The organism is Clostridium sp. FP2, assembly GCF_011065955.2.
Taxonomy (GTDB): domain Bacteria; phylum Bacillota; class Clostridia; order Clostridiales; family Clostridiaceae; genus Clostridium_AD; species Clostridium_AD tagluense.
Window position 1 is genome coordinate 3,591,613 of sequence record NZ_JAAMNI020000001.1, and the last position, 22,591, is coordinate 3,614,203.

Sequence of the window (22,591 nt, forward strand, 5' to 3'; positions counted from 1 at the left end):
TTTTATTTTTGTTTATTATCATCTTTTACTTTTTATTTTTCTTCAGGTGTTAAAGTAACATCCTCTACGTAATCGTCTATAAGTGCATTAGTTAAATTTTTACCTCTACCTGCCCTATTTTGAACGTTTATATCCTGAAGTCTTATTGTCTTCTTTTCACCTTTAAAGCAGCTAACTGTTAAACATAAATCTTCCTCCAAAGTGAGGGCTATTTCACTCGCACCTTTGTCTTTTTTTATTACTGAAGGTACCAAATCTACAAAGATAACTTCGTCATCTCTTAAGCTAATTCCTGTTACCCCTGATGCAACTTTCCCCATAAAGTGAATATTACTCACATTAAATCTTATGCACATTGCCTTTTTTGTTACCATTAGTATATCTTTATCTTCAGTATCCTTGTTGATTTTTACAGAGGTCAATTTATCTTCTTCTGTTTTTAATTTATAAACCATGGAGGAGAAGAAATCTCCTTCTAATTCACAAAGCTTAGTTCGTTTTGTAAATCCCTTTTTAGTAAAGAAATATATACTTATTTCTTCATTAAAATTATCAATGGACGCAATGTCTACTATTTTATCGTAAGTATTGAAATTGTCCAGTAGAGTGTTAATAAATATACCTGTCTTATCAACATTCTGAATCATATAGCTAGGTAATTTATGAACTGCGCCCTTTTCCGTAAATATAAGCAATGTAGAAGATGATTTAGTATAGGTACTTAAATGCGTATTTGTTTTTCTACTAGATACTTTTATTGCACCTTTTATATTTATACTAAGATAGAATTCTTTATAATCATATTCCGGTGTAAATTCTATTTTTACCACTTCATCCTTGCTTGTGAGATTAAATAACTGAGTACCTATTGTATTTCTATCAATATCCTGGAGAACCGGTTCTTCCACACAGAATTCTAATCCTTCCTTTGTTAATACCTTAAAGAAATTTTCTTGCCTTTCTTTATCTATTAACCTAACATGAAGAAGTTTTTCATTTTCTCTTAGCCTTAAAGCTGATAATTTAGTATAACTGGTAATAAATTTTTCCAAATCTGTTTTCTTTATATTCCCTTTATTAGTAAAGAACATAAGTTCCTTTTGAGCAGATAAGTTTTCAGCAGAAAGTATACCCACGATTTTCTCTTTTGTTAAATCTATACCTCGAAGTAGGGTATCAAGTCTTTCGCCTTTTTCCTTCCACTTATATTCCGGCACTAAATCGCCTCTTAGCTGATACATATTTCCAAGGTCCGTAAAGATCATTAAGGTATCTTTAGTATTTGTTCCAATTAAATATGTATTAAAATCTCCCTCTCTATACTCTATATCTTCTATATTAGTATTAGACCTATTATAGGATTTCATAGGCACTCTTTTTATATAACCATCATTAGATAGTGTTATCATAATATCCTCTACCAGAATTAACTCTTCTACGTCTATTTTAGCTTCGTTATCATCTTCGATAATTTCCGAGCGCCTAGGATCATTATATTTTTCTTTGATTTCTAAGATTTCTGTTTTTATTATTTTCAAAAGTTCCTTGTCATTTTCAAGAATTTTTTTATATCCCATAATTAGTGCTTCCAGTTTTTTATATTCCTTTAAGAATATTTTTATTTCAAGTCCCGTTAGCCTATATAGCATAAGTTCAAGTATTGCATCACTTTGAATTGTGGAAAAACCAAACCTACTAATAAGGTTTTCGCCGGCATCTTTTTTAGATTTTGAACCTCTAATTATTACAATAATCTCATCCATTACTTCTACTGCCTTAATAAATCCTTCTACAATATGAAATCTATTTTCAGCAACTGCCAGTTCACTTTGAGTTCTTTTAGTGACAACATCCTTTTGATGATTTAAATAGTGCATTAATATGGTTTTAAGCCCCATAGTTTGAGGCTTTCCACCCGCCAACGCTACCATATTAAAAGGTAAATTACATTGAAGTTCTGTTTTTTTCAATAAGTATTTAAGTACCTTAGTAGCAGTTTCCGTATCTGTAGACTTTTTAAATTCAATTACAGATCTTAGCCCACTTCTATCTGATTCATCTCTAATATCTACAATAGACTCAAGTGCTTTTGCATGTTTCTTGTCTGCCGTCATATCAGAAATAGATTGCAGTAATTTTGCCTTGTTTTTCCTATATGGAAACTCCGTAATAACTATGCCAAGTTTCCCATTTTCTAATGTTTCAATTTTCATTTTAGAACGTAGCGTTACTCTGCCTTCACCAGTTGCGTAGGCCGATTCCATAGCCTTCTTGCCAATTAATATGCCTCCAGTTGGTAGATCTGGGCCTTTAATATACTGCATAAGCTGCTTTGTTGTAATTTCCATATTATCAGCATAAGCTAGTAATCCATCAATTACCTCTCCTAGATTATGAGGCGGTATGTTTGTTGCTATTCCTACCGCTATACCAAAGGTTCCATTTACAAGCAAATTAGGATATCTTGAGGGCAGTACGGATGGTTCCTTCTCTGTATCAGAATAATTATCTACCATTTCCACAACGCCTTTATCTATATCTCTTATCATTTCAAGAGCAATAGGTGACAGTCTTGCTTCTGTATAACGCATAGCAGCTGCATTATCCCCATCTTGACTTCCCCAGTTTCCATGACCATCTATTAATGGTTTTCTTGTGGCGAAATCTTGAGCTAGTATTACCATAGCTCCATAAACGGAGCTATCTCCATGAGGATGGTATTTACCAAGAATATCTCCAACTATCCTTGCTGACTTATAGTAAGGCTTATCTGGAAAGGCCTTTAGCATATATGCTCCATAAAGAATCCTTCTATGTACTGGTTTTAAGCCATCTCGTACATCTGGCAGCGCTCTATCCCGGGCAACCTCCACAGCATATGGAAGGTAGTTATCTGGCATCGCTTCCTCTATAGGAGTCATTATTATATTATTATCTTTAGGTATGTCAATTTTTTTTGCCATTAAATAAATCCCCCTTTAAAACTCAGCATATTTGTACATGTAATTTTTTCTAGGCGCAACAACATCACCCATTAGAAGTGAAACCATCTTCTCTGCCTTTGCTGCATCTTCTATGGTAACCTGCTGCAAAGTCCTAGTACTTGGATTTAGTGTAGTATCCCAAAGTTGATCTGGATTCATTTCTCCAAGACCCTTATATCTTTGGATAAGAGCACCTTTTCCAATTTCTTTTTTTGTCTTATTTAGTTCTTCATCACTATAAGCATACTTAGCCACTTCGCCATTTTTACCATTCTTATAAACCTTATAAAGTGGTGGCATTCCCATATAAAGGTGACCATTGGCGATGAGCGGTCTCATATATCTATAAATAAAAGTCATCCATAAGGTCCTAATGTGATATCCATCAACATCTGCATCACTTAAAATAATTATTTTGCCATATTTTAAATCTTTTTCCTTATAATTTTCCAAAACTCCTGTTCCAATGGCAGTGTTAAATATTTTAAGTTCTTCACTAGCTAGTACATTTTCCAACTTTTGCTTTTCGGTATTCATAATTTTACCTTTCGAAGGCATTATAGCTTGGAATCTTCTATCTCTGGCTTGTTTTGCACTTCCACCAGCTGAGTCTCCCTCCACCACTATAAATTCTGTAAACTGCGAATCTTTTAATGTACATACTGCAATCTTCCCTGCAAGAGGAGCTGCACCCTTACCTACTTTTTTTCTCTCAGCATCATTAATCTTTTTTATTTTATCCCGTCTCGATGCAGCAGAAATAGCATTATTTATTATATTAGTAGCCATTTCTTTATTGTCTTCTATCCACTCTAAAATTTTAGCAAAGCATAATTCATTCATCATGCTATAGGCCTCATTATTTCCTAATTTGCTTTTAGTCTGACCTTCAAAGATTGGGTTGCTTATTTTAATTCTAGCGATGGCCGTCATACCTTCTCTTAAATCGTCACCTTCAAATTCCTTATCCTTCTCTTTTAAAAGATTAAGCTTTTTAGCGCCTTCTTTAAAAGCTCTTGTCATGCCTGTTTTAAATCCAGTTTCATGAGTTCCTGATTCTGTAGTTGGTATATTATTAACATAGCTAGCAATATATTCTGTAGTAGAATCAGTAAATTGTATGCACACTTCGCCATATAATTGTATGCCATTTATTTCTTTTTCACCTTGAAAAAATATAGGGTCCTTATGCAAAACAGTTTTGCTCTCATTTAGATAATCTATAAAATCTAGGAGTCCCCGCTCTGAGTGATATTCTTTTGTAGGGTTCCCTTCTTTTCTATTATCTATAAATACTAAGGTAATTCCTTTATTTTGAAAGGCTAATTCTTGAAGCCGCTCATCAATAACGTCTGTTTTAAATTCCAAGGTAGTGAATACATCTTTATCCGGCATAAAAGTAATTTTACTACCCGTCTTTTTTGTTAACCCTACTTCGACCAGCTTGGTCACTGGTGTACCTGGCATAAGTCTTTTTAACTCCTTATCATAAGAATATTCAAATCTTTGAGTGAAGATCTTACCCTTTTGACTTATTTCAACTAAGAGCCACTCCGATAATGCATTTACTACGGCAGCTCCAACACCATGAAGTCCACCAGAAGTTTTATAGTTCTTATTATTAAACTTTCCACCAGTGTGAAGCTCAGTAAATACCATTTCCACACCAGATTTATTTTTTATAGGATGTATTCCTGTAGGAATCCCCCTACCATTATCAACAATAGTAACACTTTTATCTTTATTTAATATTATTTCAGCTCTATCACCATAGCCATTAGCTATCTCATCTATAGAATTATCTAAAATTTCCCATATACAATGATGTAACCCTTTGCTCCCTGTAGACCCTATGTACATACCTGGTCTTATTCTTACAGGCTCTAGTTTTTCTAGAGAAGTTAAGTCGGTTACATCATAGGTTTGAATTTCTTCCTTATCAAAACTCATATAAATCCTCCAGTAAAATTTTATTATACATTTGTTATTTTATATGTTTACTCTCAAAAGGTAAAGGCCTTTAAATAAAAAAACAGAACATTAGTTTCTGTTTTTTGGTATTTTTATTCTTTTATATAACTTTGAACCAATTTTCTATTTGCTGCGTGGCAGTTTTTATGTCCATTACTTTAATTTCTAATGCATAATCATATTTACCCGCTGAATGCATATACATAGGGTCATAATGTTTAATCATAAGTTCGCTTACTACGACCTCATATTCTGATTCTAAAACAGCCTTGCAGTATCTGTCAATGTTTTTTTCTCCAATATATTTTTCCAATCTTTTTAAACAATCAATTATTTCGCTATTACAGTTTTCAAACTTTGTATATTCATTAATAATAAGATTTGTTCTAAAATCAATATCTGCATCTACAAATATATGTATACCACTTTTCATCTTTTGAAATATAAAATCAGGTATTGTAGTGTTTCCTATTCGTTTGCTTTCTGCTTCAATAAATACATATGAGCTTTTAGCCTCTCGTAACATATGATATATTTTAGATTCAAAGGCCTTTTGACTGGTTGTTTTTCCAAGTCCTACTGTACCTAAAAGTGATCCTCTATGATTAGCAAACCCTTCAAGGTCTAAAACATCAAATCCATCACATTCTAATTGTTTAAGTATTTCCGTTTTACCAACACCAGTATTACCATGCAAAACCACATATTGAACACCATCATTAAGTTCAGGTAACTTTTCAATTACAAATTTTCTATATCCCTTATAGCCCTCATGTATTCTCTCTGTATTTATGCCAAGAGAACTAAGCAGCATACCAAGCACACCACTTCTCATTCCTCCTCTAGCGCAAAATAACACAATTTTATTGTATTGTTTACTAAGTTCTTTTATTTCATCATAAATATGGAGTAATTTTTTAGATGCCACTTCTAGTCCAATTCTTTTTGCTTTGTCAACACTTTCCCTTGTATATATGGTACCAATAATTTTTCTTTCTTCATCATCAAATAAGGGTATATTAATTGCCCCTTTTATAGTCCCTTCCTCAAATTCACCTGGACTTCTTACGTCAACTAATACATAATTCCCCTCAAGTTCTCCATATTCTATGGTTTCTAACATTAACTTTCCTCCTTGGCTTGTTTCAGTTAAGAAAATAACAACCGGCAGAACAAAACTCTCCTGCCGGTTAATATCGTAATTGCTGTAATCTTATTTTGTTATTTTATTAGTTGCTGGAAGTAATGCTGCAGCTAATCTTATAATATATTTTAAGCTTTCTCTATCTATGTTGCTTTCAAGATTCAATAAACTAATAGCATCCTTTGCCATATTAATAGCTTTTTCTTCTTTAAAGGTATTTTCACTGTTTTTATAATTTGATTCTACGTGCTGAACTACGCTTGAAATAATTCTAATAATTCTTTTTGCATTTTCAGGTGTAGACTCACTAGCAGATAATCCACCAAATATTACATAAGCAAGACCAAAATAGTCTTCCCTAAGATTTATATCCTTATCCTTTAACAAGTAAACTAAATAGCCAAGGCCTACTACTAAAAGCAGTATTAAAACATATTGAATAACTATATCTACCATCCAGTCATCCCTCCTTTATTTGAATTTATACTACTTTATATGCCATTCAAATGCGAAAGGGTACATTTTTCAACTAAATATAAAAATAATTATGCTATATGATTAAATTTTTACTATATCTACAATAGTTTCTATATGTGGAGTATGTGGAAACATATCCATAAGTATTACTTTTTGAACTTTGTATCCATTATCCATCATTTCCTTCAAATCAACTACTAGACTTTTAGGATTACAAGATACATAAACTATATGTGGCGCATCGAATTTTATAACATAATCTAAAGCTACAGGATGCACTCCAGCTCTTGGAGGATCTAAAATAATGCAATCTGGTTTATATTTCACTTCTTTAATAACCTTTGCTACATCACCTGCTATAAACTCACAATTATCTAATTCGTTAATTTTAGCATTTTCATTTGCAGCAGCAACCGCTTCTTCTATTAATTCAATTCCCAAAACTTTTTTCGCTTTAGCTGCAACAATTTGTCCAATAGTTCCCGTTCCACAATATAAATCAAATACTACTTTTGATTCAGCGCAGCCTAAGAAATCCCTAACTAAACCATAAAGCTTTTCTGCACCTTTTGTATTAGTTTGAAAAAATGAAAAAGCATTTATTTTGAATTTAAGATCTAATATTTCTTCCATAATATAATCTCTTCCGTATAATACTTCTATTTTATCAGGGTGAACTGTATCTGCCAGGCCATCATTAAATGTATGTATTATTCCTGTGATGTTTCCAACACATTTTAACGCCTTAAGCATATTAGTTATTTCACTAAAATCAAAATCTATCTGAGTTGTAGTTACAATATTAACTAATACTTCACCAGTACTTGTGGCTTTTCGAATAACTAAGTTTCTTAAATATCCTGCATGCTCCATTACTTTATAATGTGGTAATTTTAATTCTTTAAAATAGTTTAATACTAATTTTAAAATTTCTCTAAAATCAACATCTACAATTCTACAATCATCCACAGTAACTATGCTAAAACTTCTTCCTTTGAGATGCATGCCTAGAGTTAACTCACCATCTTTTTGAAAGTCTCCAAAAGTAAATTCCATTTTATTTCTATATTCGAATTGATCTGGGCTCTCCTCTATTCCTAAAAACTCAAAATCTTTAATTTCTGCAGCCTCAAATAACCTTAATACCTGTTGCTTTTTAAATTCTAATTGTTTTTCATAAGAAAGAAATTGATGGCTACAGCCCCCGCATAAATCCGTAATAGTACATTGCGGTTCAATCTTATAGTCCACATCCTCAATGACACTTACAAGTTTAGCTTGGAATCCATCTGGTTTCTTCTTTAACACTCTGCCAATTACCTTTTGACCTGGCAGTGTATTTTTAATAGAAACTTTTTCACCTTCATGAAATGCTATTCCCTGTGCTGGAAATTCCATATCTTCTATATAAAATTCGTATTCTTTTCTTTTTTGCATAGTTTTCTCTATCCCCTATCCTTTTGTAATAATTAGTCCGGATATTTTCTTACCAATGGTACTAGATTTTTTACCACTTTCCATAATACTCATATATAGAACCATAACCACCATGAAAATTATAAATCCCATTTGGAACTTTTGAGTTATAGAATATCCTGCTAATTTCAAAATCGCATCTGCCACAAATACTCCTACTGCCGATATTCCTCCTATAACTACCAAATCTATTAGGCTAGCTTTAAGCGTATCTATAAAATTAGGTTTTATAGATTTGTACTCGTTAGAATTTTGGTTACTAACATCCGTACCCATTAATTCTTCGTTTTTTCCTAAAGATTTATTATTTATATCATCTGATTCCTCAATAACACTTTTGTTTACGTCCTTTTGTTCTAACATTGTAAATCCTCCTTTTTATTATACTATTATTTTTCAAAACCTTATTTTATTAATCCGAGACGAGAGAAAAACATATAATTTTTACTCCCATCTATATATAATACGTATTTATGAAGTATAAATCAAGAGGCTATTATGTATCCTTTGAAAATTTACAGGATGTTTTTGTGTGATAGCCTAACTTACAGTGAATGGATATATGTCTTTAATTTATATTAATAATCATTTATAATGATAGGGAAACTGTATATTTGCTTTTGTTTAAATGAAAATTAGGTAGGTGTTATATGATTACTAAAACTATTCTTCTATGTATGGCTGGTTTTTTAGCCTCTTTTGTAGATTCCATCGCTGGAGGTGGAGGCCTCATAAGTGTACCCGCCTTTATGCTTGCAGGACTCCCTCCTCATATGGTTCTTGGTACAAACAAATTTAGTGCCACTGCTGGTTCTTTTACTAGTTCTCTTGGATTTATAAAATCAGGCAAGGCAAATTTCAAACTCTTAAAATACCTTATTCCCTTTACTTTCATAGGTTCAATGCTAGGTGTTAAAGCAGTACTAAATATAGACCAAAAGTTTTTAAATACACTAGTATTAATTCTTATCATGTTTATTGGAATTTATACTCTTTTTTCCAAATCTTTAGGGCTCCAAGATAAATTTAAGGGACTTACTAAAAAAAATGTACTAGGTGGCGTTATCCTTGCCCTTTCTCTAGGTTTTTATGATGGATTTTTCGGTCCTGGCACTGGTTCTTTTTTAGTTTTTGGATTTATAAATATCTTCGGGTTCAACTTTGTATCATCTTCTGCTAACGCTCGAATTTTAAACTTTGTCAGCAATATTACAGCTCTAATTTTATTTGCAATTAGCGGCCAGATAAATTATATGTTCGGATTACCAGTGGCAGTATTTATGATTTTAGGAGCTAGAATGGGTACAAGAGTTGCCTTAAATAAGGGTTCAAAACTTATAAAACCTATATTTGTAACCATGTCTCTTGCAGTTGCCTTGAAAATGCTTATAAATATACTTCAATAGTTACATAACCAATTTAAAGATAAAAAGTAGATGGTTAAAATAAACCAACTACTTTTTAATAGTTTTTTAATTTTTCGCCTTAACTTCACTAGGAAATATAGGTTTCTTTATGTTAGAACTCACCATTTCAAAAATTTTATCAATGTAATTGTATGCTATAAATTCACCATTCCCTATCATTTGTTTAATTTGCTTCTCACTAGCCCATTTTGCGTCTGCAACTTCCTCGTATTGAAGTTTTATATCTTTCATATTAACATTTTGCCTAACAAGCCAAATATCCTCAAAGCCACTAGAAAATTTAATGGTGAACAAAATTTCACCTCTTCTCATATCCAAATCAACGCCTAGCTCTTCCTTCGTTTCTCTTATAGCTGCATCTTTACTACTATCTCCAACTATTGCAGAACCAGCAGCGGAACCATCCCACATATTAGGCCAACCCTCTTTCCAGGGTTGCCTCTTTTGAATTAAAAATTCTCCTCTATCATTAACAATCCAAACATGAACCACCAAATGATAATCACCTTCCTTCACAGGAATACCTCTCTCGTGCGTCCGTCCGGTTTTTTCTCTATTCTCATCATAAATATCCCATAATTCCATAAAAATCCACTCCTAACAAAAAAGCAGATGATTTAATTCATCTACTTTCTTTTTTATTATTAACTTTTCCTTGGTTATAATATTCAGCCACAACTTTAAATCCTTGTTTTTCTAATTCGCGCAATACAAATTTTTGAATAATATCAGAATGAATATTTTCCTTTTGATAATTTTTTAAACCTTTTTCAATGCCCTTTGCCACATTCTCAATATCTGATTCATTAAGCGGTTGCATAGCATCGCAAGAAGCCCTATCTATGCTGGTCTTTATTTTAATTAAATCGAATTCTTGAAGTTTACCATCCCGTTTGATAACTTTCATAATTATCATCTCCTACGCATAAATGAAACCATTATTATATTATTACTATTAATAATATAATATATTATCGCAATATTCAACCTTTTTTTCAATATTTTTAAGGACGATTCTCAATATCATTTTGAGAACCTTCCCTAAGCACACTTTCAAGAAACATTAAATGATATGAAATTTCTCTGGAGCTACTTGCAAAAAAACTCTAAACTGGAAATTAGATTAAAAGTTTTTTCTTAGATTATGCTATAACTAAAAGTATATATTGCTAAAATGCTTTCACTTCGCCAAGTGATTCTAAAATTCATTTTATTCACAGTTGCTAAAAAACATAAACTCGCTTACGCTCAAACATATGTTTTTCTTCACGCACCTGCAAATAAAATGAATTTTGAATTACTAAGGCTTATTCAAACGCATTCTACGCAATATATACTTTTGTTAGCATAATCCAAGAAAAAATACCTGATTTCGAAATTACAATTATTTTACAATAACATACCTTAAGTTCATTACGTAAACGTGACTCTAAATAGTATTTAAACGTTTCCATCGTCTCTTATTGCAAGTCACTACGGAGAATTTTCATATTTTTTAATTATAATCATGAAGGTGAAAGCATGTAGGAGTGTGATAGATAGTATATAGTGAGTTTTACAGACTCTTAGTTTATGTAATGAAAAATTTACGTAAGCAGCCCAGGACGGGCTGCTAGCACTTTTGAGACAGGACGTCGAATAAGTGCGCTAGGAAATTTTTCATGGAATAAACTTAGAGTCTGTTAACGAACGATCTACTATCAGAACATTCTACATGCCGAGCCTTCATTGGATACTTAAAATTATTTTCCAATGTCCCTTCTATAGTACATTCCATCAAACTGAATTTTTTTCATATCAGCATAAGCTATATCCCTTGCCTTATCTAATGTTTCACCAAGACCTGTTATTCCTAAAACTCTTCCACCAGAAGTCTTAAGAACCCCCTCTTCCTCTTTAGCCCCAGCTACAAATAACCTACCTTCTAATTTATTATTCTCATTTATTTCAATTCCTGTATCATATCTACCTGGGTATCCTTTTGATGCAGCAATCACGCAGCAAGAATATCCTTTATTCCATTGCAGCTCAAAGTTCTGGAGGTCCCCCTCTATAGCGCAAGTCACAAGCTCCACAAAATCACTTTTCATAAGTGGTAAAACCGCCTGAGTCTCAGGGTCCCCAAATCTAACATTATACTCAAGCAAATATACCCCTTTACTGGTTATCATTATACCAAAAAATATTATCCCCTTATAATCCATAGCTTCTTCTTGAATTCCAACAAGAGTAGGTCCCAATATATGTTTTTCAAACTCATCTAATACTGTTTTGTTACAATAGGGATTTGGTGCTATAACTCCCATACCACCTGTATTAGGTCCCATGTCTCCGTCAAATATTTGCTTGTGATCTTTTGAAGATATAAACGGAAGTATTATTTTCCCATCTGTGATAGAAAGTATAGATGCCTCTACCCCTTCTAAAAACTCTTCAATTATAATTTTCTTACCGCTACCTTTAAATATATCGAGTATCATAAAATCATTTATGATATTTTTAGCCTGAATAAGATCATTACAAATAACTACGCCTTTTCCTGCAGCCAGACCATCTGCTTTAATTACTATTGGATATTCGCATTTTTCTAAATACTCTAAAGCTTTATTTTCATTTTCAAAGACTTCATAGGCAGCTGTTTTTATACCATATTTCTTCATAAATTCTTTTGAATAAGATTTGCTTCCCTCAAGTCTGGCCGCCTTTTGACTAGGTCCCAATATTTTAAGTCCATTTTCATTGAACTTATCCACTATACCTTGTACCAAGAGTTCCTCTGATCCAACTATGGTAATATCTATTCTGTTTTCCAAAGCAAAAGATAAAAGTTCATCTATTTTTGTAATATTAATATTCTCACACTTATTTTCTCTCTGCGAGCCACCATTACCAGGAGCACAATACACCTTTTTAACAGAGGTATTTTCTGCAATTTTTGATACTAGTGCATGTTCTCTTCCCCCAGAACCAATTATTAACACCTTCATAATTTCATCTCCTATTATCTTAATAAATCTCATGATGGAATAACTTGGTTATCCTATCATGAGATTAATACTTTAGAGCTTATTCATCTACTAAAGTAGCTTAAGCCGTGATAACGGCTTATTAATGTTTAAAATGGCGAGTACCCGTAAACACCATTGAAATTCCATTTTTATCGCACATATCTATGGACTGCGCATCTTTAATAGAGCCACCCGGTTGAATAATGGATGTTATTTTATATTTTGCAGCTAGCTCTACCACGTCTCCAAAGGGGAAATATGCATCTGACGCCATTATATTACCATCAACTGATCTTTCTAAGGCTTGCTCAGCTGCCCATATTCTATTTACCTGGCCTGCTCCAATTCCTTTAGTCACACCATCTTTGACTACTACAATAGCATTAGATTTAACATATTTAACTACTTTCATTGCAAATATTAAATCTTTCATTTCTTCTTCTGATGGCTTATTTTCTGTAACTACTTTAACATCCTGGATTAACTTTTGGTCTGAACTTTGTACAAGTATTCCACCATCAACCCTGGCCATCTGTATTTTATCAATTGCTTTACTTGAACATACTATAATTCTTAAATTCTTCTTAGCTTTTAATATATTTAAGGCTTCCTCATCAAATTCAGGTGCAATAACCACCTCTAAAAATGTCGCTATAAGCTCCTGTGCTGTTTCACTGTCTACCTTTTTATTAAAAGCAACAATGCCACCAAATATAGACATAGGGTCGCAGTCATAGGCCTTTTTATATGTTTGGAGTACGCTACTTCCTATAGCAACTCCACAAGGTGTGTTGTGCTTTAAGCCGCAACAGGCAGTTTCCTCAAATTCACATACTACCTTCCATGCAATGTCCATGTCTTTTATATTATTATAAGATAATTCTTTGCCATTTAACTGCTTAAAATCCTTCATAGCTCCATTTTCTGTTGTGCTAACATAATAAGCTGCACTTTGATGTGGATTTTCACCATATCTTAAATCCATTTGTTTTTTATAAGAAACAGAAAGATACTGGGAGTATGTTTCCTCTCCAAGTAAGAAATTACTTATAGCCGCATCGTAAGCTGATATTAAATTAAATACTTTACCTGCTAGGTATTTTCTAGTTTCAAAATCTACTTCTTCTTTAGCCTGCATTTTATTTATAATATTTTCATAATCTTTAGTATCACTAAGTACAATAACATCCTTGAAATTTTTAGCAGCAGCTCTTAGCATTGTTGGTCCACCAATATCGATAAATTCAACTTTCTCCTCAAAACTTATGTTTTCTGTTACTTTATCAAAGAAAGGATAAAGATTAACTACTACCATATCAATAGGTTTTATTCCCTTGGATTTGATAGTTGCCATATGCTCTTTATTATCTCTTATGGCTAAAATCCCACTATGAATAGTTGGATGAAGTGTCTTAACCCTTCCATCTAAAATCTCTTCAAAGCCTGTTATATCAGAAATTTCTACTACTTTTATACCATTGTCCTTTAAATATTTAAAAGTTCCACCTGTGGATATAATTTCTACCCCATTATTTTGTAATGATGTTGCAAGGTTTAAAATATTTTCTTTATCAAAGACACTTATAAGTGCTGTTTTAATCATCCTTATTCCACCTCTCGAGTAAGGCACATTTATTTTTCTATGCCTTCTTCACATTTAAATACCTATTACTTTTCTTCCAACAATTTTTATAGTTTTCTCACTTATATATTTAATAGCTTCCGAAAGCGCAATATGTTCTTGCTCTAAAACCCTTTTCTGCAAATCAATAGCTGTATCTTTATCATAAACTTGTACGACTTTTTGAATTATAATTGGTCCTGAGTCTGTACCTGCATCTACGAAATGAACGCTACATCCTGAAACTTTAACACCATATTCTATTGCTTTTTCATGAACTTTTATCCCGTACATTCCAGGTCCACAAAAACATGGGATTAGGGCTGGATGAATATTAATTATTTTATTTTTAAATTTTTCAAGAACATCCCCTTGAAGTATAGATAAAAATCCAGCCAGTACTATTAAATCTACATTATCATCTAAAATTTTTAATATTTCATCCGAAAGCTTTGTACCATATTCTTTTTTATCTACTACATAGGTTTTTATATTTTTAGCTTTTGCTCTTTCTATGCCATATACATCTTTCTTATCACTAATCACCGCTTCTATGGAGCAATTTAAATATCCACTTTCTATATTATCAATTATAGCTTGAAGATTGCTTCCGCTTCCTGATAATAATAGGGCTATTTTAAGCAAACTCCGCCACCTCCAGCTTCAACGTGGCCAATTTTATATGCTCTATCTCCTAAATCCTCAATGGTCTTTATAACCTTAAGTGCATCACTATTTTCAACACATAATACATAGCCTATTCCCATATTATACGTATTAAACATATGCTGCTCAGTTACTCCAAGGGAAATAAGATGTTTGAAGATATCTGGAGTGTTAAAACTATTTTTATCTACCACCGCTGTGAACTTATCGCTAAACATTCTTGGTATATTTTCATAAAAACCACCACCAGTTATATGTGCCATACCCTTTATATCAAATTTTTCTATAAGATTTAGTACAGTTTTCACATAAATTTTTGTTGGAGTCAAAAGAGTATTACCGATCTTATCTCCCTTAAAATCAATATTTAAATCCGGTATTAATTTTCTAACCAAGGAGTATCCATTGCTATGAAGACCTGTTGACTCAATTCCTATAAGTGAATAACCATCTTTAATAGCAGAACCGTCAATAATCTTATGCTTATCCACTATACCTACAGTAAATCCTGCCATATCATATTCACCATCTCTATAGAACCCTGGCATTTCAGCAGTTTCACCGCCTATAAGTGCGCATCCAGCTTGAATACATCCAAGGGATACACCCCGTACAAGCTCTGCTGCTGTTTCAGCCTCGAGTTTTCCACAAGCTATATAGTCTAAAAAGAAAAGTGGCTTTGCACCATGGCAAAGGACATCATTTACACACATGGCAACGCAATCAATCCCTACAGTGCCATAGTTTTTCATTCTAAATGCAATATCAAGTTTAGTACCTACTCCATCAGTTCCAGACACTAAAATAGGATTTTTATAGCCCTCACCTATTTCAAACATACCAGCAAAACTTCCTAAATGATTTAAAACACCTTTTGTAAAAGTACTTGCCGCAAATTCTTTTATTAATTTTACTGACTTGTATCCTTCTTCAATATTAACACCTGCATCTTTATAAGTTATCATGAATATCCCCTACCTTTCTAATCTTTCTTTGTCATCTTCAAAGGGAGCAGAAACTGGATATCTACCCTTAAAACAACCTAAGCAAAATTCAGTATGACCTAATGATTTGAGTAGTCCCTCTATGCTTAAATACCCTAAACTATCGGCACCTATATCTTGCCTTATTTCCTCAACAGAGACATTAGCTCCAATTAAATCTTTTCTATAGGGTGTATCTATTCCAAAATAACAAGGATATTTTACTACTGGTGAACAAACCCTAAAATGAACTTCTTTTGCTCCAGCTTTTTTTAATATTTCAACTAATCTTTTGCTAGTTGTTCCGCGAACTATTGAATCATCTATGAGAATAACTCTTTTACCTTCTACATTTATTTTTAATGCATTTAGTTTTACTGACACCGCTCTTTCACGAATTTCTTGAGTTGGACTTATAAAGGTTCTACCCACATATCTGTTTTTTATAAGACCCATTCCAAAAGGTATTCCAGAAATCTTAGAATATCCAATTGCAGCCGCCATACCTGAATCTGGAACCCCTATAACCATATCGGCGTCCACTGGTGATTCTTTAAATAACTGTTCTCCAGCCATAACTCTGGAAGTGTACACATTAATTCCATCAATGGTACTGTCTGGTCTTGCAAAATATATATATTCAAATGAACAAGTTGCATTTTTAGTTTTTTCTGCGAAGTTTATTGATGTAAGTCCATTTTCATCTATTATAACTATCTCACCAGGCTTTACATCTCTTAAAAAGTCTGCACCTACTGCATCTAGAGCGCAACTTTCCGATGCAATAACATAACTATTGCCTATTGTCCCTATACAAAGAGGTCGTATACCATTTTGATCTCTAACCCCTATTAACTTTTCCTTTGTAAGCATTACTATTGCATAGGAACCCTTAATAGCCTGTATGGCATCCACTACGGCTTTTTCAACACCTTTTTTGGCACCTCTAGCAATTAAGTTTAATATAACTTCTGAATCTATAGATGTTTGAAACAGGTGACCAGCATCCTCTAGTAGTTCTCTAATAACATCTGCATTTACTAAATTTCCATTATGAGCTATAGCTATGTCCCCTAGTTTAAACTTACTCAGTAGCGGCTGTGCATTTTTTAATTCACTGCCTCCGGTTGTGGAATATCTAACGTGTCCAATGGCAGCATGACCCTTCATAGCTTTAATTTGCTTTTCATTAAAAACATCACATACAAGACCCATAGCCTTTTCACAAACAAGGTTAACTCCATCAGAATATACTATTCCAGCACTTTCTTCTCCCCGATGCTGCAGGGCATAAAGACCATAGTAAGTTAGAGATGCTACATCTAAGTCTTTATCCGGTGAAAAAATACCAAACACACCACACTCTTCTTTAAACTTATCTTCATCATTAATTGTTACATTATCTAATTCTACAATTCCATTCAAAGAAATCCCTCCTTGTTATTGTTTTTCTAGCCTTTGGATATAGTCAGCTTTTTTTATGTTTCAGACATATATTTTATTTACCACTAATTCTATTTAATATTTCCACATAGGCCTCGGTAACATTACCTAAATCTCTTCTAAATCTATCTTTATCTAATTTTTCTCCTGTTTTAACATCCCAAAATCTGCAAGTATCTGGTGATATCTCATCTGCCAAAAGTATTTCTCCATTAAATCTTCCAAATTCTAATTTAAAATCTATTAAATTTATATCTTTTTCAAGGAAAATAGCCTTTAGAATATCATTTATTTCTGAAGCTAAATGGTATATCTCTAATAATTCTTCAAAAGTTGCAAGACCCATAGCTACTGCATGATAATCATTTATAAGTGGATCACCTAATTCATCATTTTTATAACTTAATTCAAATACTGTTGTTTTTAGTTTTGTGCCTTCTTCTATTCCATATCTTTTAGCCATGCTTCCAGCTGCTACATTTCTTACAATTACTTCAAGAGGTATTATTTCAACCTTTTTACAAAGTTGTTCTCTATCACTTAATTTTTTGATAAAATGAGTTCTTATACCTTTTTTCTCTAACAATTCAAATAGTGCAGTAGTTATGCTATTGTTTAAAATTCCCTTGTTCTGAATTTCAGCCTTTTTAATTCCATTAAAAGCAGTTGCATCATCTTTATAATATACTCTAATCTCATCTTTATTATCTGTACTATAAATTATTTTAGCTTTTCCCTCATATAACAATACTGAATCTCCCATTAATAACCACTCCTTAATATTTTTATTTTAAAATTCAATGTTTTCTTCATTTTCTGCTATAAATTTTTCTTTCATTTCTTTTCTATATTTTATTAATTTATTTTTAAGTTCTATGTCTTTAAGTGATAAAATTTGAACTGCCAGCATTCCAGCGTTATAACTATTGTTAATACCCACTGTAGCAACAGGAATAGCTTTTGGCATTTGCACAATTGAAAGTAGTGAGTCTATCCCCTCTATAGCAGCCTTAATTGGCACTCCAATCACCGGCAATACCGTATGTGAAGCAATTACTCCTGGAAGATGTGCAGCAAGACCTGCTCCTGCTATAATGCATTCTACGCCTCTATTTTCCATTTCTTTTATTACTTCTACTAATCTTTCTGGTACTCTGTGAGCTGATAAAATATGTACTTCGTACTCAACCTTAAATTCTTTAAGTACTATTACTGCATTTTTCATTACCTCTTTATCTGATTTGCTTCCAAAAACAATTCCTACACTCATCTTTTTACCTCCGATTGTACTAAAGTAATCCCTTTTTATAATTTCCAATAAAAAAAGGACTATACCATAAAAAAACTAATTTATATTTTTATATTAACATCTATTTTCGGCTTAGTCAATATATTAATGTTTATTTTAATAATATTGTTCGTATTTTTATCTACATATATACGATTAAACACTTATATAATATTTATCGTTCGTGTTTTTAATGTTTTTTCTTGTTTTTTATATTCTAAATTACAAAAAATTCAAAAGCAGTAAGTATAAATTTGCTATACTTACTGCTTTTTTTATAAATTTTAGGTTCTATTTAAAATAATTTACTCCTGCCTCGAATATTTTTTGATCCTTTTCACCAATAATATTTTTTCCGATATTTGAGCCTACTCTTTCAGAGTGACCCATTTTGCCAAAAATTCTTCCATCTAAACTAGTAATTCCTTCAATAGCGTACATTGACCCATTTGGATTAAAGTCTATATCAAAACTTGGGTTGCCTTCAAAATCTACGTATTGAGTTGCTACTTGGCCGCTCTCAAATAGTTTTTTAATAACTTGGTCGCTCCCTACAAATCTACCTTCTCCATGAGATACTGGAATGGTATGAATATCTCCAATTTTCAAATGACTTAGCCAAGGAGACATGTTTGAAACTACTTTAGTTTTCACCATACGAGATATATGTCTACCAATTTGATTGTAGGTTAAGGTTGGGCTATTTTCAGTTATAGACCCTATTTTCCCATAAGGTAATAGTCCAAGTTTTATTAAAGCTTGAAATCCGTTGCATATTCCAAGAATTAATCCATCTCTATTTTCTAATAACTCATGTATGCCTTCACTTATTATAGGATTTCTAAAAAATGTGGCCATAAATTTACCAGCCCCATCTGGTTCATCACCAGCACTAAATCCTCCTGGAAGCATAACTATTTGGGAATTTCTTATCTTTTCTGCCATAACTTTTATAGATTCTTCAATATTCCTAGATGATAAATTGTTTACTACCATTATTTCTACCTGCGCCCCAGCTCTCTCGAAAGCCTTCATAGAATCATATTCACAATTAGTGCCAGGAAACACGGGAATTATAACTCTAGGCTTTGCAATTTTAATTATAGCTCGTGATTTAGGTTTTAAATTTACTCCGATTTTGTCACTAAAACTATTTATTTTTGCATTATTTACTTTTGTAGTAAACACACTCTCCAGCGTACCTTCCCAATTGCATAATGCTTCCTCTAAACTAATAGTTTCTGAAAGCACCGTAATAACTGGCTCCTTTTGAGTATTTCCAAGTACTACAATATTTGCATTGTCTTTAATTAGCTCCTGAAGTACGGAGTTATCAATTTCCATTACTATACTGCCATAGTCCTCTTTGAATATCTGCTCTACCTGAATACCACTTTCAAATTTAAATCCTATTCTATTACCAAAACACATTTTTGATATTGCCTCTGCTAGGCCTCCAGTTCCTACTGCATAAGTTGATAAAACCTTACCATTATCTATTAATGTCTTTACTAATTTATAGTTTTGCCCAAGCTTTTCAAAATCAGGTAATCCATCGTCGCAAATATTTGCATAAATTAAAACTACCTGACTATCATGCTTTTTAAACTCTGGAGATATAACCTTGTCTGTATTTACAAGGTCCACTGCAAAAGATACCAAGGTTGGTGGTACATTCATATCATTAAAAGTACCTGACATGCTATCTTTTCCACCAATAGCCGCTATACCAAATTGTTTTTGCACATGATACGCTCCAAGCAGTGCTGAAAATGGTTTACCCCATTTTTGTGGATCCTTTGACAATTTTTCAAAATACTCTTGGAAGGTAAGTTTAACATTTGCATAATCTGCACCATTTGCTACTACCTTTGTTACAGAATCTATTACCGCATAGGCAGCTCCGTGAAAAGGACTCCATTTAGATAATTTAGGATTATATCCATAGGACATTATTGTACCAGTATTTGTATTTCCAATAAGCACAGGCAATTTTGCTACCATAGCCTGAATTGGTGTTTTCTGAAACTTGCCACCAAAAGGCATTAAAATTGTTCCTGCTCCTATAGTGCTATCAAATCTCTCAACTAAACCCTTTTGGCTACAAACGTTAAGGTCTTGTAATGTATCATTCCATAATTTTTTTATTGATTTTTCGGAATTTCTTTTTATATCTTTCGAAAAATAATATTCACTTTCACTTGGTGCTGATACTTTTACGTCTGAACACTGCTTAACTCCATTTGTATCTAAAAAGCTTCTACTTACATCAACTATAGTTTTTCCCTTCCATACCATTTTAAGCCTGTTGTCATCAGTTATTTGCGCTACTTCCACAGCTTCCAAATTTTCCTCTTCTGAAAGTTTTATAAATAGCGCAGCATCCTGGCGTCTAACAACAACAGCCATACGTTCTTGTGATTCTGATATGGCAAGTTCTGTACCATCTAGACCATGGTATTTCTTTGGCACAGCATCTAAATTAATTATAAGTGCATCTGCCAGTTCCCCTATAGCTACAGACACTCCACCTGCACCGAAATCATTACACCTTTTTATAAGTTTTGTAACTTTAGGATTTCTAAATAGTCTTTGAATTTTTCTCTCTGTAGGTGCATTCCCCTTTTGAACTTCTGCTCCTGAAGTTCGTAATGAACTATCACTATGCTGCTTAGATGAGCCTGTAGCTCCTCCACATCCATCTCGGCCTGTTTTTCCACCAAGAAGTATAACGCTGTCCCCAGCTATTGGCGTCTCACGAACCACATTTTCATAAGGCACTGCTCCAATAACTGCCCCTACTTCCATTCTTTTAGCCACAAAGTCTTCATCATAGACCTCGGAAACTAGTCCTGTGGCAAGTCCTATTTGATTTCCATAAGAACTATATCCATGAGCAGCTTCAAGGGTTATTTTTCTTTGAGGGAGCTTTCCTTTTATGGTATCTGAAATCAGGCTTCTTGGGTCACCGCAGCCTGTAACACGCATTGCCTGATATACATAACTCCTACCTGATAATGGATCTCTTATGGCCCCACCAAGACAGGTGGCTGCCCCTCCAAAAGGTTCTATTTCAGTAGGGTGATTATGGGTTTCATTTTTAAACATTACAAGCCACTTTTCCTTAACTCCCTCAATGTCCGCTTCTACAATTATACTGCAGGCATTGATTTCGTCTGAAACATCTAAGTCCTGTAACTTTCCTTTTTTTCTTAACTCTTTCATGCCAATAACTGCCATATCCATCAATGTGACATCTCTACCTTTGTCCCCATAAACAAACTCTCTAGTATCTAAATATTCCTCGTAAGCCTTTTTAATTGGCTCTGAATATTTACCCTCTTCTATATAAACATCATCAATCACAGTATTAAAGGTAGTATGCCTACAGTGATCTGACCAATAGGTATCTATAACTTTTATCTCCGTTATGGTTGGGTCTCTCTTTTCAGTTTCCCTAAAGTATTCTCTGCAGTATTTTAAATCTTCAAAGCTCATAGCAAGACCCTTATCATTTAAAAATTCTCTTAAGTCTACCTCATTCATATCAATAAAGGATTCTACTGTAGCTACTTCCTCTGGCTCATCAAAAATTTGCTTTAAATCGCTTTGATTTTCTAAACCTGTTTCTCTAGAGTCTACCGCATTTATACAATATTCTTTAATCTCATCTATTTCACTTTTAGTAATATTGCCCTTTAATATTATAACTTTTGCTGTTTTAACTATAGGTTTATCCTTTTGAGTTAAGATTTGTATACACTGAGCAGCAGAATCTGCTCTTTGATCATATTGTCCTGGCAAATATTCAATAGCAAATACGCTTTCTCCACTTTCAATATTTAGCTCTTCATCATAAACCTCATCTACTGTAGGTTCTGAAAATATTGTATTTCTTGACTTTTGATACTGATTTTCTGATATTCCCATAATATCATATCTATTAATTAATCTAAGCCCTGTAAGGTTTGCTATACCTAGATTTATCACTATATCTCTTAACATTTTTTTACCTTCAACATTATAGTTCGTTTTTTTCTCTACATATAACCTATATATCTTATTTTCCATGATTAATACCTCCAAAATGTAAATTTATACGA

General features: G+C 32.8%; 17 protein-coding genes. 1 reads left to right on the plus strand and 16 read right to left on the minus strand.

Going from position 1 to position 22,591, the window contains the following annotated elements; translation table 11 throughout:
• Positions 1-32: 32 nt before the first annotated feature.
• From G9F71_RS17315 to G9F71_RS17340, 6 genes are all read right to left on the minus strand, one after another.
• Complete coding sequence (locus G9F71_RS17315) at positions 33-2,963, minus strand: DNA topoisomerase IV subunit A (RefSeq protein ID WP_164949057.1); 2,931 nt, start codon at positions 2,961-2,963, stop codon at positions 33-35.
• A gap of 15 nt (positions 2,964-2,978) precedes the next feature.
• On the minus strand, positions 2,979-4,934 hold the full coding sequence (locus tag G9F71_RS17320) for a type IIA DNA topoisomerase subunit B (protein WP_164949058.1): 1,956 nt from the start codon (positions 4,932-4,934) through the stop codon (positions 2,979-2,981).
• A 121-nt stretch (positions 4,935-5,055) separates the two neighbouring features.
• Positions 5,056-6,078, minus strand: coding sequence for a tRNA 2-selenouridine(34) synthase MnmH (mnmH, locus tag G9F71_RS17325; RefSeq protein WP_164949059.1), 1,023 nt, complete (start codon positions 6,076-6,078; stop codon positions 5,056-5,058).
• 90 nt (positions 6,079-6,168) lie between these two features.
• Positions 6,169-6,555, minus strand: a complete 387-nt coding sequence (locus tag G9F71_RS17330) for a hypothetical protein (RefSeq protein ID WP_164949060.1) — start codon at positions 6,553-6,555, stop codon at positions 6,169-6,171.
• Positions 6,556-6,657: 102 nt separating this feature from the next.
• A complete protein-coding gene (gene rlmD, locus G9F71_RS17335) occupies positions 6,658-8,013 on the minus strand; it encodes a 23S rRNA (uracil(1939)-C(5))-methyltransferase RlmD (protein ID WP_164949061.1) in 1,356 nt (451 codons plus the stop codon).
• 15 nt (positions 8,014-8,028) lie between these two features.
• Positions 8,029-8,415: an RDD family protein gene (locus G9F71_RS17340; protein WP_124998118.1), complete on the minus strand. Its 387-nt coding sequence runs from the start codon at positions 8,413-8,415 to the stop codon at positions 8,029-8,031.
• A gap of 287 nt (positions 8,416-8,702) precedes the next feature.
• Between G9F71_RS17340 and G9F71_RS17345 the strand changes: the two genes are divergently transcribed.
• Entirely contained in the window at positions 8,703-9,458 is a 756-nt protein-coding gene (locus G9F71_RS17345) for a TSUP family transporter (RefSeq protein WP_164949062.1), read from the plus strand.
• A 66-nt stretch (positions 9,459-9,524) separates the two neighbouring features.
• Here the strand turns inward: G9F71_RS17345 and G9F71_RS17350 are convergent, their stop codons facing one another.
• From G9F71_RS17350 to G9F71_RS17395, 10 genes are all read right to left on the minus strand, one after another.
• On the minus strand, positions 9,525-10,064 hold the full coding sequence (locus G9F71_RS17350) for an NUDIX hydrolase (protein WP_164944425.1): 540 nt from the start codon (positions 10,062-10,064) through the stop codon (positions 9,525-9,527).
• Between the two features lie 37 nt (positions 10,065-10,101).
• Positions 10,102-10,386: an ATP cone domain-containing protein gene (locus G9F71_RS17355; RefSeq protein ID WP_164949063.1), complete on the minus strand. Its 285-nt coding sequence runs from the start codon at positions 10,384-10,386 to the stop codon at positions 10,102-10,104.
• Between the two features lie 835 nt (positions 10,387-11,221).
• Positions 11,222-12,466, minus strand: coding sequence for a phosphoribosylamine--glycine ligase (gene purD / locus G9F71_RS17360; RefSeq protein WP_164949064.1), 1,245 nt, complete (start codon positions 12,464-12,466; stop codon positions 11,222-11,224).
• 121 nt (positions 12,467-12,587) lie between these two features.
• Positions 12,588-14,090, minus strand: a complete 1,503-nt coding sequence (purH, locus tag G9F71_RS17365) for a bifunctional phosphoribosylaminoimidazolecarboxamide formyltransferase/IMP cyclohydrolase (RefSeq protein ID WP_164949065.1) — start codon at positions 14,088-14,090, stop codon at positions 12,588-12,590.
• A 54-nt stretch (positions 14,091-14,144) separates the two neighbouring features.
• On the minus strand, positions 14,145-14,753 hold the full coding sequence (purN, locus tag G9F71_RS17370) for a phosphoribosylglycinamide formyltransferase (RefSeq protein ID WP_164944429.1): 609 nt from the start codon (positions 14,751-14,753) through the stop codon (positions 14,145-14,147).
• Positions 14,741-15,739 (minus strand): phosphoribosylformylglycinamidine cyclo-ligase, encoded by a 999-nt coding sequence (purM, locus tag G9F71_RS17375; RefSeq protein WP_164949066.1) that lies wholly within the window; start codon positions 15,737-15,739, stop codon positions 14,741-14,743. The genes purN and purM overlap by 13 nt, the downstream gene beginning before the upstream one ends.
• A gap of 9 nt (positions 15,740-15,748) precedes the next feature.
• On the minus strand, positions 15,749-17,182 hold the full coding sequence (gene purF / locus G9F71_RS17380; RefSeq protein ID WP_224626457.1) for an amidophosphoribosyltransferase: 1,434 nt from the start codon (positions 17,180-17,182) through the stop codon (positions 15,749-15,751).
• Between the two features lie 73 nt (positions 17,183-17,255).
• A complete protein-coding gene (gene purC, locus G9F71_RS17385; protein WP_164949067.1) occupies positions 17,256-17,963 on the minus strand; it encodes a phosphoribosylaminoimidazolesuccinocarboxamide synthase in 708 nt (235 codons plus the stop codon).
• 27 nt (positions 17,964-17,990) lie between these two features.
• Positions 17,991-18,470 (minus strand): 5-(carboxyamino)imidazole ribonucleotide mutase, encoded by a 480-nt coding sequence (gene purE / locus G9F71_RS17390; RefSeq protein ID WP_164949068.1) that lies wholly within the window; start codon positions 18,468-18,470, stop codon positions 17,991-17,993.
• 309 nt (positions 18,471-18,779) lie between these two features.
• On the minus strand, positions 18,780-22,559 hold the full coding sequence (locus G9F71_RS17395) for a phosphoribosylformylglycinamidine synthase (RefSeq protein ID WP_164949069.1): 3,780 nt from the start codon (positions 22,557-22,559) through the stop codon (positions 18,780-18,782).
• Positions 22,560-22,591 lie beyond the last annotated feature (32 nt).

Coding starts and splice junctions, on each gene's coding strand:
- purD (WP_164949064.1), bottom strand. CDS start 12,466: ATGAAGGTGTTAATAATTGGTTCTGGGGGAAGAGAACATGCACTAGTA.
- purM (WP_164949066.1), bottom strand. CDS start 15,739: ATGATAACTTATAAAGATGCAGGTGTTAATATTGAAGAAGGATACAAG.
- G9F71_RS17395 (WP_164949069.1), bottom strand. CDS start 22,559: ATGGAAAATAAGATATATAGGTTATATGTAGAGAAAAAAACGAACTAT.
- G9F71_RS17340 (WP_124998118.1), bottom strand. CDS start 8,415: ATGTTAGAACAAAAGGACGTAAACAAAAGTGTTATTGAGGAATCAGAT.
- G9F71_RS17320 (WP_164949058.1), bottom strand. CDS start 4,934: ATGAGTTTTGATAAGGAAGAAATTCAAACCTATGATGTAACCGACTTA.
- purE (WP_164949068.1), bottom strand. CDS start 18,470: ATGAGTGTAGGAATTGTTTTTGGAAGCAAATCAGATAAAGAGGTAATG.
- G9F71_RS17330 (WP_164949060.1), bottom strand. CDS start 6,555: ATGGTAGATATAGTTATTCAATATGTTTTAATACTGCTTTTAGTAGTA.
- purC (WP_164949067.1), bottom strand. CDS start 17,963: ATGGGAGATTCAGTATTGTTATATGAGGGAAAAGCTAAAATAATTTAT.
- purH (WP_164949065.1), bottom strand. CDS start 14,090: ATGATTAAAACAGCACTTATAAGTGTCTTTGATAAAGAAAATATTTTA.
- G9F71_RS17315 (WP_164949057.1), bottom strand. CDS start 2,963: ATGGCAAAAAAAATTGACATACCTAAAGATAATAATATAATAATGACT.
- G9F71_RS17345 (WP_164949062.1), top strand. CDS start 8,703: ATGATTACTAAAACTATTCTTCTATGTATGGCTGGTTTTTTAGCCTCT.
- G9F71_RS17355 (WP_164949063.1), bottom strand. CDS start 10,386: ATGAAAGTTATCAAACGGGATGGTAAACTTCAAGAATTCGATTTAATT.
- rlmD (WP_164949061.1), bottom strand. CDS start 8,013: ATGCAAAAAAGAAAAGAATACGAATTTTATATAGAAGATATGGAATTT.
- G9F71_RS17350 (WP_164944425.1), bottom strand. CDS start 10,064: ATGGAATTATGGGATATTTATGATGAGAATAGAGAAAAAACCGGACGG.
- mnmH (WP_164949059.1), bottom strand. CDS start 6,078: ATGTTAGAAACCATAGAATATGGAGAACTTGAGGGGAATTATGTATTA.